The organism is Nitrospirillum karajorum, assembly GCF_036348415.1.
In the GTDB taxonomy this organism is placed as follows: domain Bacteria; phylum Pseudomonadota; class Alphaproteobacteria; order Azospirillales; family Azospirillaceae; genus Nitrospirillum; species Nitrospirillum amazonense_B.
Genome location: NZ_JAZBQB010000001.1, coordinates 789,758 through 804,037 on the forward strand (window position 1 = coordinate 789,758; position 14,280 = coordinate 804,037).

A 14,280-nucleotide genomic window follows, 5' to 3' on the forward strand; every position below is an offset into this window, starting at 1 on the left:
CCCACCTTATGCTAGGCCGCCCCGACGATCCAGCCGCCACCCAGGACGCGGTCGCCCTGATAGAAGACGGCGGCCTGGCCGGGGGCGACGCCGAATTGGGGCTGGTCCAGGTCCACGATGGCACTCCCCGCCCCATCCCTCTCCATGAACAGACGGGCCGACAAGGCCGGCTGGGCGGAGCGTAGCTTGACCGTCACGGGCAACCCATCGGCCGGGGCGCCGCCGCCCAGCCAGTTGACCTCGCGCACCATCACCCGGGTGCGGGCGAGCGCGGCGCGGGGGCCCACCACCACCTGGGCGCTGGCGGCGTCCACGCGCACGACGTACAGCGGATCGGTGTCGCCGCCGGGCTCCGCCGCCAGGGTGGCGTTGCCGCCCAAGCCCAAGCCCTTGCGCTGGCCCACGGTGTAGTTGATGACGCCGTCATGTCGGCCCAAAACGCGGCCATCGACATGGGCGATGTCCCCCGGCGTCACGGCGCCGGGACGCAGGCGGTTCACCACGGCAGCGTAGGAGCCGTTGGGGACGAAGCAGATGTCCTGGCTGTCGGGCTTGTCGGCCACCGGCAGGTTATAGCGGTCGGCCAACGCCCGGGTTTCCGTCTTGGGCATGCCGCCCAGGGGGAAGCGCAGAAAATCCAGTTGTGCCTGGGTGGTGGCGAACAGGAAATAGCTCTGGTCCTTGGCCGGGTCTGCGGCGCGGTGCAGTTCCGCCCCGTTGGCGCCCTGCACCCGGCGCACGTAATGGCCGGTGGCCAAGGCCTCCGCCCCCAGGTCGCGGGCCTGGTCCAGCAGGTCGCGGAACTTGACCCGCTGGTTGCAACGCACGCAGGGGATGGGCGTTTCACCGCGCAGGTAGCTGTCGGCGAAGTCCTGCATCACCGCGTCGGAAAAGCGGGACTCATAGTCCAGGACATAATGGGGGATGCCGATGGTCTCGGCCACGCGGGAGGCGTCGTAGATGTCCTGACCGGCGCAACAGGCGCCCTTGCGCCCCACGGCCATGCCATGGTCGTACAGCTGCAGAGTGACGCCGACCACGTCGTAGCCCTCCTCCTTCAGGAGGGCCGCGGTGACCGAGCTGTCCACCCCGCCGGACATGGCGACCACCACGCGGGTGTCGGCCGGCGCCTTATCGAAGCCTAGGGAATTCATGGGTCCGCATATGGGCCAAGAGACGGCAAAGCGCAAGCACGGCCCGGCGGTCGTTCCCGCAAGGCCGGCTTGTGCGTTTGCATGCCCTCAGGCGCCGGGCGCCCGCATCCGCAGGCTTGGCTTCCTCGCTCCGCCCTTCGGTGCTCGCTCCGGCGCCCGCGGTCGCGGGCTACAGCGGCATGAGGCGAACCTCATGCCGTTGGAATCACTTGGCGCCCGGCAGCATGACGACGAGGCCGTCCAGCTCCTCGGAGATACGGATCTGGCAGCCCAGGCGGGAGGTCTTGGTCAGGCCGAACGCCAGGTCCAGCATGTCCTCCTCATCCTCCTTGGCGTCGGGCAGCAGGTCATACCATTCCGGCGCCACGACGACATGGCAGGTGGAGCAAGCCAGCGAGCCCTCGCAGGCGCCTTCCAGATCGATGTTGTGCCGACGCGCGACCTCCAGGATCGACAGGCCCAGCGGCGCGTCCACCTCGCGGCGGGTTCCATCGGTCTCAACGAACGTCATCTTGGGCATGGCACTGCATCGCTCTAACTAGGGGTTGGCCAACAAATCGGGATGTGACCCTCGGGCGCTGCGGACGCCCGCCGGATCAGCCTGCTTTGGTAGAGGGCGGCGGGGCGCTTGTAAAGATGGCGTCGCGCATGCCGGCCGCCAAAGAGCGGCCCCTGCGACCAGAGTTGCACCCGCAGCCGGCGGATCAGGAAGCCCTATTGCAGCAGCGACATCGTCCGCCACCGAATTGCGGATGCCCCCTCTCACCGACGGCTGCCTCTGAAACCGGTTCCCAGTCCGCCCTTCCCCCTGAATCCATAATGGCTTAGCTTGGATGCCCAACGGTTCGGGCGCCGGGCGTCGAACCATCCTGGATGGGGATCGCATGGATCGGGGATTGGGCAAGGGCGTGCGGCGCGCCATGGCGGCGCTGGGCCTGACGATGACGCTGACGGGAGTGATGACGGCGCCGGTGGCGCTGGCGCAAGGGGCGTCCCAGGGCGCGGCGCAACAAGGGCAGGACAAGCCCTACAGCGTGCCGGAACATTACACCAAGTACGAATACCGCATTCCCATGCGCGACGGGGTGGAGCTGTTCACCGTCGTCTACGTGCCCAAGGACCAGTCCAAGACCTATCCTTTCCTGATGGTGCGCACGCCCTACGGCGCCGGCGCGCGGGTCGGACATGGGGAGCTGTGGTACGGCAGCGAGGCCTACCCCAGGCAGCTGGGCCCGTCGCCGGACTTCGACAAGTCCGGCTACATCTTCGTCTTCCAGGATGTGCGCGGCCGCTATATGTCCGGCGCCAGTTGGGTGGAGATGCGCCCGCACATCGACGTGAAGAAGTCCAAGACCGATACGGACGACAGCAGCGACATGCACGACAGCGTGGACTGGCTGCTGAAGAACGTGCCGGGCAACAACGGCAAGGTCGGCATCTGGGGCATCAGCTACCCGGGGTTCTTTACATCATCCAGCATCATCGACAGCCACCCGGCCATCAAGGCGGCCTCCCCCCAGGCGCCGGTGACCGACCTTTATATGGGGGATGACGCCTATCATGGCGGCGCCTACATGCTGGCCGCCAACTTCAGCTTCTACGCCGCCTTCAAGCCGCAAAAGAACCCCACGACCGAGCCGCGCGGCTGGGGGACTATGATTTCGGCACCACCGACGGCTATGACTTCTACCTGAAGAAGGGCAGCCTGGCGCAGATCAGCGACCTGTTCAGCAAGGAGGACGGGATCAACTGGCGCGAGATGGTGGACCACCCCACCTATGACGACTATTGGAAGCCGCGCGCCATCGCCCCGCACCTGAAGAACATCAAGGCCGCCGTGCTGACCGTGGGCGGCTGGTTCGATGCGGAGGATCTGCACGGCCCCTTCACCACCTACAACGCCATCGAGGCGCAGAACCCCGGCACGCCCAACAACCTGGTGATCGGCCCCTGGGTGCATGGCGGCTGGGCCCGGTCCTACGGCCGCAAGCTGGGCGCGGTCGATTTCGCGTCCGACACCGGCGACTATTATCGCAAGAACATCCTTTTCCCCTTCTTCGAGCAGCATCTGAAGGGCGCGCCCGACGCCAAGCTGGCCAAGGCCACGGTGTTCGAGACGGGCACCAACGTCTGGCGCCAGTACGCCTCCTGGCCGCCGAAGCAGGCGCAGACGCGCACCCTGTACCTGCAGCCCGGCGGCGGACTGGCCTGGACGGCGCCGGCGCAGGCCAAGAACGGGGCCAAGTTCGACGAATATGTCAGCGACCCGGCCCACCCGGTGCCCTATGTCGGCTATGTCACCACCGACGTGCCCAAGGAGTACATGGTGGCCGACCAGCGCTTCGCCACCACGCGGCCGGATGTGCTGGTCTACCAGACCGCCCCGCTGGAGAACGACGTGACCATCGTTGGTCCGGTGTCGCCCAAGCTGTTCGTCTCCACCTCCGGCACCGACAGCGACTGGGTGGTGAAGCTGATCGACGTCTATCCCCAGGAGCTGCCGCCCGGCCAGGCCGGCGGCGAAGGGCCGGGCGACCCCAAGGCGGACGTGCCGCCGCCCTCGGTGGAGATGGGCGGCTACCAGCAACTGGTGCGCGGTGACCCGCTGCGGGGCAAGTTCCGTAACAGCTTCGAGAAGCCGGAACCCATGGTGCCGGACCAGGTGACGCCCATCCGCTACGCCCTGGCCGACATCAACCACACCTTCCGCCGCGGCCACCGCATCATGGTGCAGATCCAGAGCAGCTGGTTCCCCCTGACCGACCGCAACCCCCAGACCTTCGTCGACATCCCCAACGCCAAGCCGGAAGACTTCAAGGCCGCGCGGGAGCGGATTTATCGCAGCCCCGACTATCCCTCGGCGCTGGAGGTGCGGGTGATGCCGGGGGTGGGGGCGCCCTGACCCCCACTCAACCCGCCCCCCCTCAACGGGGCGCGGGCACGCGCCGCAGGTCGTCGATCAGCGGCACGATGGCCAGCAGCAGAAGCAGCAGGGCCAGCGGCACCGTCACGGAAAAGCCGATGACCTTGAACCCCAGGGCGCCGACAACCCCGCCGCCGAAGAACGACCCGACCAGGCTGCTCAACAGGCGCAGCTTGGGCAGGTCGGCCTGGACGCGGGCACCATCCTGGCCGACAGCCCTGACCGCGTCCTGCGACCGCCGGTTCCAATAGAGCATCTTGCCCAGCTCGATCCCGATATCCGTCACCATCCCCGTCATGTGGGTGGTGCGGATGCGGGCACGGGATATCTTGGTGATGATGGCGTTCTGCAGGCCCATGATGAAGCACAGCAGGGGCACGGCGATATTCAGGAAGTAGGGGACGTCCGGGCGCAGGATGCCCAGCGCGCCGAACAGCAGCAGCAGGGCCGCCTCCAGCGACAGGGGCATGGCATATTGGCTGGTGTTGCCGCGGCGGCGCCCCCAGTTGATCAGGATGGCGGAAGAGGCGGCACCGGCCAGGAAGGCGCCCAGCGCGCTCAGCCCCATCAAAACCATGTCCCTGGCGCCCAGCACCAGGTTGTCGGCCAGGCCAGACACCACCCCGGACATGTGCGAGGTGTACTGCCCCACCGCCAGGAAACCGCCGGCGTTGGTCATGCCGGCGACGAAGCACAAGGCCACGGCCAGTTGCGCATCCTCCCGGTCGCCGCGTTCCGGCGCGATCAGGCGCCGCAGGCGGTCCAAGGGCCCGGCCGGCCCTGGCCGGGGAATATCGTCAAAGGAAGAAACGCCGCTGTAGGTCTTGTCCATGCCCCACATCCCGGTGGCTGCCGGGCGGCACGGGCGCCGCCCGCCCCAGGATAGCGCCGGGGGATGGGGCACGATCAAGGATGTTGCGTCTTAATCGTTGGCGGGATCGTTGGCCGGCGGCGTGACGGCGCCCAACGCCTCCCCCAATTGCTGACACAGGGACAGGCGGTCGGCCAACGGCGGCACGGCCGCCAGGTTGTCATTGTGGAACGCGGCGGACAGGTCCACCAAGGCACCGGCGATGGCGCCGATGACCCCGAGGGTCGCTTGTTCCAGCAAATCCTCGTCCACCGGGTTGGCCGCGTGCAGGTCCGCCACCTGGGCGGCCAGGTCCGCCATGTCGGCGTCCTCCGGCCCCTTGCCGGGCGTGCCGGGCAACGGGCCCTCCGGCCGCACCAGGTCCAGCAGGTAACGGGCACGCGCGGCCGGGTCGCGCAGGATGGCATAGGCCTGCTCCACCGCCTGGCGATGGCGATCGGCCAGGGCGCGTTCCTGGGGCCCCCGCGTCTTCAGCCGATCCGGGGCCAGGATGCGGGTGAAGCCCGCCCGCTGCCGGTCCAGCACGGCGCGTTCAACATCGAACCGCCGTTCCAGGTTCAGGCGCGCGAAGGCGTCGAGGTCGGCCGGCGGCTGGATGGCGCCACAGTTGTGGCAGAACAGCGCCCGACCGGAAACCGGCTTGCCGCAGGCCCAGCAATCGCTCATGCCACCCGGCACCACGCCGGAGACACCCTGTCCCACACCATTGCGCGGGCCTTCAGTCCCGCCAGTTCCCTCGACCATGCGTCCGCCACCCCTGCTACACCCCCGCCCCCGGGGACACTTTACTCAGTCCGGCCTTCTCGCGTCGGCCGGGGCGCAACCCTACTGCTGCTGTGCCGTCTGGGAAACGACAGACTGCCTATCCTGTGGCGATAGGTCCGCCTGCTGCGCCACCGGCGACGGCGCGCGGCGGGCGTGCAGGCTGATCCAAGCGTCCGCGAAGCGCGCCACCTCTTCCGCCGTGGTGGACCAACCCAGGCTGACACGGATGGCGGCCCCGGCCAGGTCCGGCGCCATGCCCATGGCCGCCAGCACATGGGAGGCGGCGACCTTGCCGCTGGAACAGGCGGAGCCGCTGCTGACGGCAAATCCCGCCAGGTCCAGGGCCATAACCTGGGTTTCCCCGCGCCAGCCGGGCGTCACCAAGCAACTGGTGTTGGCGACCCGGTCCGCCCCGGCGCCCGCCACCCTCAAAGCCGGCACCGCCGTGCGCAACCGCGTCTCCAGCCCATCGCGCAAACTGGCCAGCCGATTGAAGGCGGCCACGTCACAGACGGCGGCCGCGGCGCCGAAGCCCACGATGCCGGCGACATTCTCCGTGCCGGCCCGGCGCCGCCGCTCCTGCCCGCCGCCCCGCAAAAGGGGGGTCAGGGGCACGCCGTCACGCACCGCGAGCGCACCCACCCCCTGCGGTCCGCCGATCTTGTGCGCGGAAACGGTCAGGTAATCGGGGGCGATGGCCGCCCAATCCCAGGACAGGCGGCCCACCGCCTGGCTGGCGTCGCAATGGAACAGGGCGCCGTGCCGACGCGCCAGGGCCGCCACCTCGGCCACCGGCTGGATGACGCCCGTCTCGTTATTGACGGCCATGAGGGACAGCACCGCTGGGCCACCGGTCAGCAGCCCGTCCAAGGCGCCGACATCCACGACACCGTCGGCCGTGACCGGGCAGCGGATGGCGCCCGGGGTGGCCTCCAGCACGCTGGCATGCTCGATGGCGCTGGTGATCACCCGCCGGCCAGCGGCGCTGGCCAGCGCCAGGGCGTTGGCCTCCGTCCCGCTGCCGGTGAAGATGAGGGTGGCGGGCGGCAGGCCCAGAAGGTCCGCCACCTGTCGGCGCGCCACCTCCACCCGCCGCCGCGCCTCACGCCCCTGGGCATGGACGGAGGACGGGTTGCCCGGCAGGGACAGCACCGCCACCATGGCGGCGACGGCCTCGGGGCGGGGCGGACAGGTGCCGTTATGGTCGAGATAGATCGACGGCATCAGCTATGACCAATCACGGAAGAAGGAACGCCGGACACGCCTAGATGGACGGCCAGCCGGGCTTGCCGCCATCCTCGTCCAGAACGGCGGCGGAAATCATCTGTGGCGGCACCAGGGGAACGGCGGGGGCCGCCTGTTCCAGCTCCTCGATGCGGCGACTGAGCGTGCTGACCTGGTCGGTCAATGCCTGCAAGGCGCGGGCGACGGGGTCGGGCATATTGCTGCATGGTGTGCCGTAGGCCAGGAACTGGTCCTTTTCCGTCTTCGCCTTGGAGGTGACGGCGCGGGCGGGGATGCCCACCATGGTGGCGCCGGCCGCCACGTCGGAAACGACCACGGCGTTGGCGCCAATGCGGGCACCGGCGCCGATGGTGATGGCGCCCAGGATCTTGGCGCCGGCGCCGATGATGACGTTATCGCCCACGGTGGGATGGCGCTTGCCCTTGCTGAGCGACGTGCCGCCCAGAGTGACCGCGTGATAGAGGTGGACGTTACGCCCGATCTCCGCCGTCTCGCCGATCACCACGCCCATGCCGTGATCGATGAAGAATCCGGCACCGATGGTGGCGCCCGGGTGGATTTCGATGCCGGTGGCCATGCGCGCGACGTGCGAAATAAATCGCCCCAGCGTCGGCCAGCCATGACGCCAGCAGTGGTTGGCGATCCGGTACAAAAGCACAGCATGTAGGCCCGGATAGCACAGCAGGACCTCCAACGTGGAGCGCGCGGCGGGGTCGCGGGCCTTGATGCCCTCGATCTCTTCTTGAAGACGCTTGAACACCGATGCGCTCGCTGTGGTATAAATCGCGCCCGGAATGGTCGTCCTGCCATCAGCGCAGCCTGGCCATCCCGCCAAACGGGGGGTCAGATTGTTCGATGCGTCCGCACACGGCTCCAGGAGGCCCAGCCTTGCGATATAAGATCGCGCGCATGCCGGGTCAAGCGATGCCGGGGGCCGGGGCCATGACACGGCCGGTCCTTCCCCCTTCGGGTCCCCATGGTACGGGTGGCAGTTCCCCTACAGCAGCGGAAACGGAGCACGATGCCTGAAGTCATCATCAACGGGCCGGCCGGACGGATCGAAGGGCGCTACCTTCACGGCAAGTCGACCAACGCCCCCATCGCCCTGCTGTTGCATCCGCACCCGCAGTATGGCGGGACCATGAACAACAAGGTGGTCTACACCCTGTTCCACGCCTTCGCCCAGCGCGGGTTCTCTTGCCTGCGCTTCAATTTCCGCGGCGTCGGCCGTAGCCAGGGCACCTATGACCGCGGCGAGGGCGAGCTGTCGGACGCGGCGTCGGCGCTGGATTGGCTGCAAACCTACAATCCCAACGCCACGGCCTGCTGGATCGGCGGCTTTTCCTTCGGGGCGTGGATCGGCATGCAGTTGCTGATGCGCCGGCCGGAAATAGACGGCTTCGTGTCGGTGGCCCCGCCCGCCAACATGTTCGATTTCAGCTTCCTGGCGCCCTGCCCCTCCTCTGGCCTCATCGTCCATGGTGACAAGGACGAGCTGGTACCCGACGCGGCGGTGACCAAGCTGGTCAACAAGCTGTCGAACCAGCGCGACATCAAGATCGACTTCAAGAAGGTCGAGGGGGCCAACCATTTCTTCAACGACCGCTCCGACGCGTTGAACGAGGTCGTTGGGACCTACCTGGACAGCAACCTGGGCAAGACACTTGCCGCTGAATAGCTGCGGCCAAGCCTTTGTCCAAGTGTGTGCCCGCCTGGGGAGACGCGCACTGAAAGCCGTTTCCCCGGTTGGTATCTTTTTTTTCCTGGGTATTTCGTTTTGCGGCGTGCCGGCGGCGTGGGCGGTCATCGATGACGCGACGCCGCCCAACCCGACCCTGACCATGGTGTTCGCCGAGCAGCCGCCCCTGCTGGGCTGGAACCGGGAAACGCAGCAGCCTTACGGTCCGCTGGCCACCGTGATGAACCGCGTGGCGGCCCGCGCCGGCCTGACCCTGGTGTGGCAGGAGCCCTGGGCCAGGCGCCGCCTGCTGACGGATCTGGAGGCCGGCCGGCAACCTTTGTGCACGGTGAACTGGGCACTGACCGCCGACCGTGCCAAACGTTTCAAATTCACCGAGCCGCTGGGCCCGGTGCCGGACTGGGTGCTGCTGGTGCGGACCAGCGACCCCCGCATCGGTAACGCGCCGACCTTGCCGGAATTGCTGGCCCGCCCTGACTTGGTCTTCGGCTTTTCCGATGGGTCGTGGGCGGAGGAGCGTTATGTCCACCCCGCCCCGAACGCGGCGGCGGACGCCTCCAGGGCGCGCAATGTCCCTCCGCATGACGCCCCCAACCGGGAACGGGTGCGCGGCGGCATGAGCGTCCTGGTGGCCATGATCAACAAGGGCCGCATCGACTACGCCATCATCGACCACCGATCCCTGGACCGCATCATGGCGGAACAGGGCATCCCCGCGGGCGACCTGCGCACCATATCGGCCCCCAACGTCGGCCCCAACCAGCCGGGGCGGGTGATGTGCACCCTGTCCACCCCCAACACGGTGATCGAGCGGCTGAATCAAGCCATCGTCGAAGAAGCCCGACTGCCGCTGGCGGGCGACTGAGCCCCCGCCCCGTTACCGTCCCCGTCCCGGCGCCGGGTGGAACCGGCCGCCCGTCAGGGGCGCCGGCACGCCGGTGGTGCCGGGCAGGGAAAGTGGCAGGCCCAGGCGGGAGCGCACCGCCAGATAGCCGAAGGCCTGGGCTTCCACCGCGTCGCCCGACCAACCGACCTCATCCACGCTGCCCACCCGCGCGCCGAGGGCGTCCGACAGGGCCCGCATCAGGGTCCGGTTATGCCGCCCACCCCCGCAGGCCAGCCAGGTGCGGGGCGCCTCCGGCATGTGCGCCACGCTGGCGGCCACGGCGGCGGCGGTGAAATGGGCCAGGGTGGCCGCCCCGTCGGCAGCGGACAGGTGGGCCACCGGCGCCGGATCGAAGGCGTCGCGATCCAGCGACTTGGGCGCCGGCGCCGCGAAATAGGGATGGGCCATCAAGGCCGCCAGTGCCACCGCATCCACCCGGCCCCGTGCCGCCAGCCCCCCGCCCTCGTCATAAGCCAGGCCAGCCTTGGCCCGCACCCAATCGTCGATCAGGGCGTTGCCGGGACCGGTGTCGAACCCAAGCACCGCATCCTCATCGCTCCCCAGCCAGGTGACGTTGGCCACTCCGCCGATGTTCAGCAGGGCCACCGGCCGGGGCAGGTCCGCCGCCAGGGCCCGGTGGAACAGCGGCACCAGGGGCGCGCCCTGCCCGCCCGCCGCCACGTCGGCGGTGCGGAAATCATTGATCACGGGCACGCGCGTCAGGGCCGCCAACAAGGCGCCGTCGCCAATCTGGCGCGTAATGCCCTGGTGCGGGGCATGGTGGATGGTGTGGCCATGGAAACCGATGAGGTCCACCTGCGCCGGCGCCAGGCCGGCCTGCTCCAGCAGCACGGAAACGGCGTGGGCGTGCAGCCGGGTCAGTTCGTCCTCCACCGTCCGCACCTGGGGACCGTCCACCTGCCCCAGGACGGCGCGCAGCCGGTCGCGGAACCCGTCTTCATAGGGCAGCGTCAGGTGGGCACCCGGCTCCACCCGGTCACGGCCATCGGTGCGCACCAGGGCGGCATCGATACCATCCAGCGAGGTGCCGCTCATCAGGCCCAGCGCGCAAACCATGCTCATCATCCCGTTCCTTCCCCGGCGCCGGTCCCGAACGGCTTCCGGTTCCCGCCCGATTTGTGGCCCGTTTGGTTTTACGAAATCACGGGATGTGATAACAGACGTCTTCCTTTCCGACAGTCGCTTCCAAAGCTGGCAGAGTTCATCCCATGAGCAGCGCGTCCCCCTACGCCCCCCACCCCTACGCCCCCAAGTCCGACTTCCTGCGCGCGATGGTCGATCGCGGGTTCTTCAATCAATGCACCGATCTTGAAGGGCTGGACGCCGCCTTCCTGGCCGGCCCGGTGACGGGCTATATCGGCTTCGACGCCACCGCCGACAGCCTGCACGTGGGCAGCCTGGTGCAGATCATGATCCTGCGCTGGATGCAGAAGACGGGGCACCGCCCCATCGCGCTGATGGGCGGCGGCACCACCAAGATCGGCGATCCGTCGGGCAAGGACGAATCCCGCCAGCTGCTGACCAACGACGCCATCGCCCAGAACATCGTGGGCATCCGCAAGCCGCTGGACCGGCTGCTCGATTTCAATGACGGGCCCAACGGCGCCATCCTGGCCAACAATGCCGATTGGCTGGATGAGCTGGCCTACATCCCCTTCCTGCGTGACGTGGGCCGCCATTTCACCATCAACCGCATGCTGACCTTCGATTCCGTGAAGCTGCGCCTGGACCGGGAACAGCCGCTGACCTTCCTGGAATTCAACTACATGATCCTGCAGGCCTACGACTTCGTGGAGCTGAACCGCCGGTACGGCTGCAGCCTGCAATGCGGCGGGTCCGACCAGTGGGGCAACATCGTCAACGGCGTGGAACTGGGCCGGCGCGTGTCGCAGGCCGCCCTATTCGGCCTGACCGCGCCGCTGCTGACCACCGCGTCGGGCGCCAAGATGGGCAAGACCGCCAACGGCGCCGTCTGGCTGAACCCCGAACGCCTCAGCGACTGGGATTTCTGGCAGTACTGGCGCAACACCGAGGATGCGGACGTGGGCCGCTTCCTGCGCCTGTTCACCGAACTGCCGCTGGATGAGATCGCGCGGCTGGAGGCGTTGCAGGGTGCCGAGATCAACGAGGCCAAGAAGATCCTGGCCAACGCCGTCACCGCCCTGATGCGGGGCGAAGAAGCGGGGGCCGCCGCCGCCGAAACCGCCCGCCAGACCTTCGAGCAAGGCGCCACGGCGGAAGGCCTGCCCACCATCGACGTCGGCCTGGCGGAGCTGGAGGAAGGCATCCCCGCCTACGCCCTGCTGCTGCGGTCCGGCCTGGCCGGCAGCAATGGCGAGGCCCGGCGCCTGATCAAGGGCGGCGGCGCCAAGGTGAACGACATCCGCATCGCCGATGAACAGGCGAAGATCACCACCGCCGACATCACCGACGGCGACATCATCAAGCTGTCGTCCGGCAAGAAGAACCACGCCTTGGTGAAGGTCGCCCGATGAACACCAAGGGCATGACCCTGCGCCTGATCCTGCTGGGCATGGCGGTCTGCGTGGCGCTGTTCGGCACACTGGGCATGGTCGTCGCCCTGCGGGTGGCGGCCGGTCTGCTGGGCTTGGGCTTCCTGGCGGCCCTGATGCGGGTTTGGACCAAGGTGAAGCCGGAGCGACGGCTGCGCGCCACCCTGCGCCTGGTGCTGTTCTCGGTGCTGATCCTGGTGGTCATCGAACGGCTGGCGGTGCTGGGCGGCTATGGCGCGCAATTGCACGAGGGCCTGCGCCTGGCCTTCGGCCTCGGGTTCTGATCCCGCCCCAGAGCGTAACCCCTGTCCATAGGGCATAGGCCGGCGGTCTTGCGGGCCGCCGCCGACATGCCAGACTGGTGGCATGGGGTGGGCCGGGGGCGGCGCCCCGGGGGGAGCAAGGGGGCGCCCATGTCGCAAGACGCCAATCCGGAAAGCGGCCGGCCGGCGGGGGCCGCAGCCCGCATCCTGTATCGCCTGCGCGCCGGTCTCGGCCGTCGGGCCACCATCGCCTGGACACTGGGCCGCCTATGGCTGGGCACGCTACGGCACCAGGCACGGCCCGTCACAGCGCGGATGGCCACGGCCGCCGTCGCACGCCTACGGACGGCCTGGCGGGCGCGTCGGCAGGGGATGCGCCGCGCGGCCCACGCGGGCGCGCTGGCGTGGATGCGCCTGAAGCCGTTGGCGCGGCGCCTGCGCGGCCAGGCGGATCAGGTTTGGCAAGCCACGCGCGCCAGGGCGCGGCCGGCCCTGGTCCACCTGAGAGCCTATCCCTGGCGGCGGCTGGGCGCGCGTCTGCTCGTGCCGGGGCAGTGCGCCCTGGGCATCCTGTTCGGCCTCAGCCTGCTGCGCCGGGGCGACACGGTGCACATGCTGGCGGGCGGCCTGCTTTCCCTGTCCTTCGTGCTGATGGCCCTCATCTATGCCTGGACCCGGGTCCGCCAAGCCGGCAGCGAAACGGCGCCACCAGTCCCGATGGGGTCGGATGCCGTGGCCGGCAAGGTCCCCGCCATGCCGGAGGACACGCCACCGGCGGAGGCCGCGCTGCCGGTCACGCCCGCGATAGTGCCCGCCCCCGAGGCGCCCCTTAAGCCCAAGCGCAAGCGCGCACCGCGCAAGGTCACGCCCCCACCGGCAGACAAACGGACGGGCACCTGAACGATGCGCCACAAGGCAAAGGCGTAATTGGCCCCATGCCATCGCCCCATAATGGCGTTGATTTGCGTCGCGCTCGCAATACCATGGCTGCCAACGCCCTGATTCCAGGGAAAAACGCGGGGGACATTCACACGATGCTGCAGATCGATGGGCTGACGCACACCTATGCCAACGGCGTGCAGGCGCTGCGCGGCCTGACCTTGGACATTCCGCGGGGGATGTTCGGCCTGTTGGGCCCCAACGGCGCCGGCAAATCCACCCTGATGCGCACCATCGCCACCCTGCAGCAGCCCACCAGCGGGCGCATCACCTTCGATGGTATCGACGTCCTGGCCGAACCGGCGCGCCTGCGCCAATCCCTGGGCTATCTGCCGCAGGAATTCGGCGTCTATCCCCGCGTCTCGGCGGAGGACATGCTGGACCATCTGGCGGTGCTGAAGGGGCTGGCCAACAAGGCGGAACGGCGGGAGCAGGTCGCGGCCTTGCTGCAGCAGACCAATCTGTACGACGTGCGCAAGAAGGCGCTGTCGGGCTTTTCAGGGGGCATGCGCCAGCGTTTTGGCATCGCCCAGGCCCTGCTGGGCGACCCGCGCCTGATCATCGTGGATGAGCCCACCGCCGGCCTGGACCCGGAGGAGCGCAACCGCTTCCACGGCCTGCTGTCGGACATCGGCGAGAACGTGGTGGTCATCCTTTCCACCCACATCGTGGACGACGTGGCCGACCTGTGCCCGCGCATGGCCATCATTGAGGGCGGGCAGATCGTGGCGGCCGGCGACCCCGCCGCGCTGATCGAGGGCATGCGCGGCCGTGTCTGGCGCAAGGTGGTGGCCAAGGCGGAGGTGGAGGCTCACCGACAGGCGTATCAGGTCATCGCCACCCGCCTGGTGGGTGGGCGCAGCGTCCTGCACGTGCTGGCCGACGCCAGCCCCGGCGACGGGTTCGAGGCGGTGCCGGGCGACCTGGAGGATGTGTACTTCGCCGCCCTGTACCAGCGGCGCCATCCCGCCGTGCTGGCCGCCTGATCCCCCTTCCCGCCA

General features: G+C 68.7%; 14 protein-coding genes and 1 pseudogene. 8 read left to right on the forward strand and 7 right to left on the reverse strand.

Going from position 1 to position 14,280, the window contains the following annotated elements; all coding sequences use genetic code 11:
* Window positions 1-11: 11 nt before the first annotated feature.
* On the reverse strand, window positions 12-1,154 hold the full coding sequence (gene mnmA / locus UCD39_RS03630; protein WP_330494730.1) for a tRNA 2-thiouridine(34) synthase MnmA: 1,143 nt from the start codon (window positions 1,152-1,154) through the stop codon (window positions 12-14).
* A gap of 205 nt (window positions 1,155-1,359) precedes the next feature.
* Complete coding sequence (locus tag UCD39_RS03635; RefSeq protein WP_145732486.1) at window positions 1,360-1,674, reverse strand: ferredoxin family 2Fe-2S iron-sulfur cluster binding protein; 315 nt, start codon at window positions 1,672-1,674, stop codon at window positions 1,360-1,362.
* A 313-nt stretch (window positions 1,675-1,987) separates the two neighbouring features.
* Here UCD39_RS03635 and UCD39_RS03640 point away from each other — a divergent pair, with 313 nt between their 5' ends.
* Window positions 1,988-2,848 (forward strand): CocE/NonD family hydrolase, encoded by an 861-nt coding sequence (locus UCD39_RS03640; RefSeq protein ID WP_330494731.1) that lies wholly within the window; start codon window positions 1,988-1,990, stop codon window positions 2,846-2,848.
* 29 nt (window positions 2,849-2,877) lie between these two features.
* Window positions 2,878-4,056 (forward strand): CocE/NonD family hydrolase, encoded by a 1,179-nt coding sequence (locus UCD39_RS03645; protein WP_330495483.1) that lies wholly within the window; start codon window positions 2,878-2,880, stop codon window positions 4,054-4,056.
* A gap of 43 nt (window positions 4,057-4,099) precedes the next feature.
* Here the strand turns inward: UCD39_RS03645 and UCD39_RS03650 are convergent.
* The 4 genes and pseudogenes from UCD39_RS03650 to cysE form a co-directional block, all read right to left on the reverse strand.
* Window positions 4,100-4,843: pseudogene (locus tag UCD39_RS03650) on the reverse strand (YoaK family protein); the annotation flags it as partial.
* Between the two features lie 156 nt (window positions 4,844-4,999).
* Entirely contained in the window at window positions 5,000-5,692 is a 693-nt protein-coding gene (locus UCD39_RS03655) for a hypothetical protein (protein WP_330494732.1), read from the reverse strand.
* 81 nt (window positions 5,693-5,773) lie between these two features.
* Window positions 5,774-6,937 carry a cysteine desulfurase family protein gene (locus tag UCD39_RS03660; protein ID WP_330494733.1) on the reverse strand — a complete coding sequence of 388 codons (1,164 nt, stop codon included), beginning with the start codon at window positions 6,935-6,937 and terminating at the stop codon, window positions 5,774-5,776.
* A gap of 40 nt (window positions 6,938-6,977) precedes the next feature.
* Window positions 6,978-7,718: a serine O-acetyltransferase gene (gene cysE / locus UCD39_RS03665; protein WP_330494734.1), complete on the reverse strand. Its 741-nt coding sequence runs from the start codon at window positions 7,716-7,718 to the stop codon at window positions 6,978-6,980.
* A gap of 261 nt (window positions 7,719-7,979) precedes the next feature.
* On the opposite strand from cysE, the gene UCD39_RS03670 reads away from it, so the two are divergent.
* Window positions 7,980-8,636 carry an alpha/beta hydrolase gene (locus UCD39_RS03670; protein WP_004271979.1) on the forward strand — a complete coding sequence of 219 codons (657 nt, stop codon included), beginning with the start codon at window positions 7,980-7,982 and terminating at the stop codon, window positions 8,634-8,636.
* Between the two features lie 106 nt (window positions 8,637-8,742).
* The gene (locus tag UCD39_RS03675; protein WP_330494735.1) at window positions 8,743-9,522 is read left to right on the forward strand and encodes a substrate-binding periplasmic protein; all 780 of its coding nucleotides are present in this window, start codon (window positions 8,743-8,745) and stop codon (window positions 9,520-9,522) included.
* A 12-nt stretch (window positions 9,523-9,534) separates the two neighbouring features.
* Here the strand turns inward: UCD39_RS03675 and UCD39_RS03680 are convergent, their stop codons facing one another.
* The gene (locus UCD39_RS03680; RefSeq protein ID WP_330494736.1) at window positions 9,535-10,626 is read right to left on the reverse strand and encodes an anhydro-N-acetylmuramic acid kinase; all 1,092 of its coding nucleotides are present in this window, start codon (window positions 10,624-10,626) and stop codon (window positions 9,535-9,537) included.
* Between the two features lie 146 nt (window positions 10,627-10,772).
* Here UCD39_RS03680 and tyrS point away from each other — a divergent pair, with 146 nt between their 5' ends.
* The 4 genes from tyrS to UCD39_RS03700 all read left to right on the forward strand — a co-directional run bounded on the left by tyrS (window position 10,773) and on the right by UCD39_RS03700 (window position 14,265).
* The gene (tyrS, locus tag UCD39_RS03685; RefSeq protein ID WP_330494737.1) at window positions 10,773-12,059 is read left to right on the forward strand and encodes a tyrosine--tRNA ligase; all 1,287 of its coding nucleotides are present in this window, start codon (window positions 10,773-10,775) and stop codon (window positions 12,057-12,059) included.
* The gene (locus tag UCD39_RS03690; RefSeq protein WP_145732499.1) at window positions 12,056-12,361 is read left to right on the forward strand and encodes a hypothetical protein; all 306 of its coding nucleotides are present in this window, start codon (window positions 12,056-12,058) and stop codon (window positions 12,359-12,361) included. The genes tyrS and UCD39_RS03690 overlap by 4 nt, the downstream gene beginning before the upstream one ends.
* Before the next feature lie 129 nt (window positions 12,362-12,490).
* Complete coding sequence (locus UCD39_RS03695) at window positions 12,491-13,240, forward strand: hypothetical protein (RefSeq protein WP_330494738.1); 750 nt, start codon at window positions 12,491-12,493, stop codon at window positions 13,238-13,240.
* A gap of 134 nt (window positions 13,241-13,374) precedes the next feature.
* On the forward strand, window positions 13,375-14,265 hold the full coding sequence (locus UCD39_RS03700; RefSeq protein WP_330494739.1) for an ABC transporter ATP-binding protein: 891 nt from the start codon (window positions 13,375-13,377) through the stop codon (window positions 14,263-14,265).
* The last annotated feature ends 15 nt before the right edge of the window (window positions 14,266-14,280 follow it).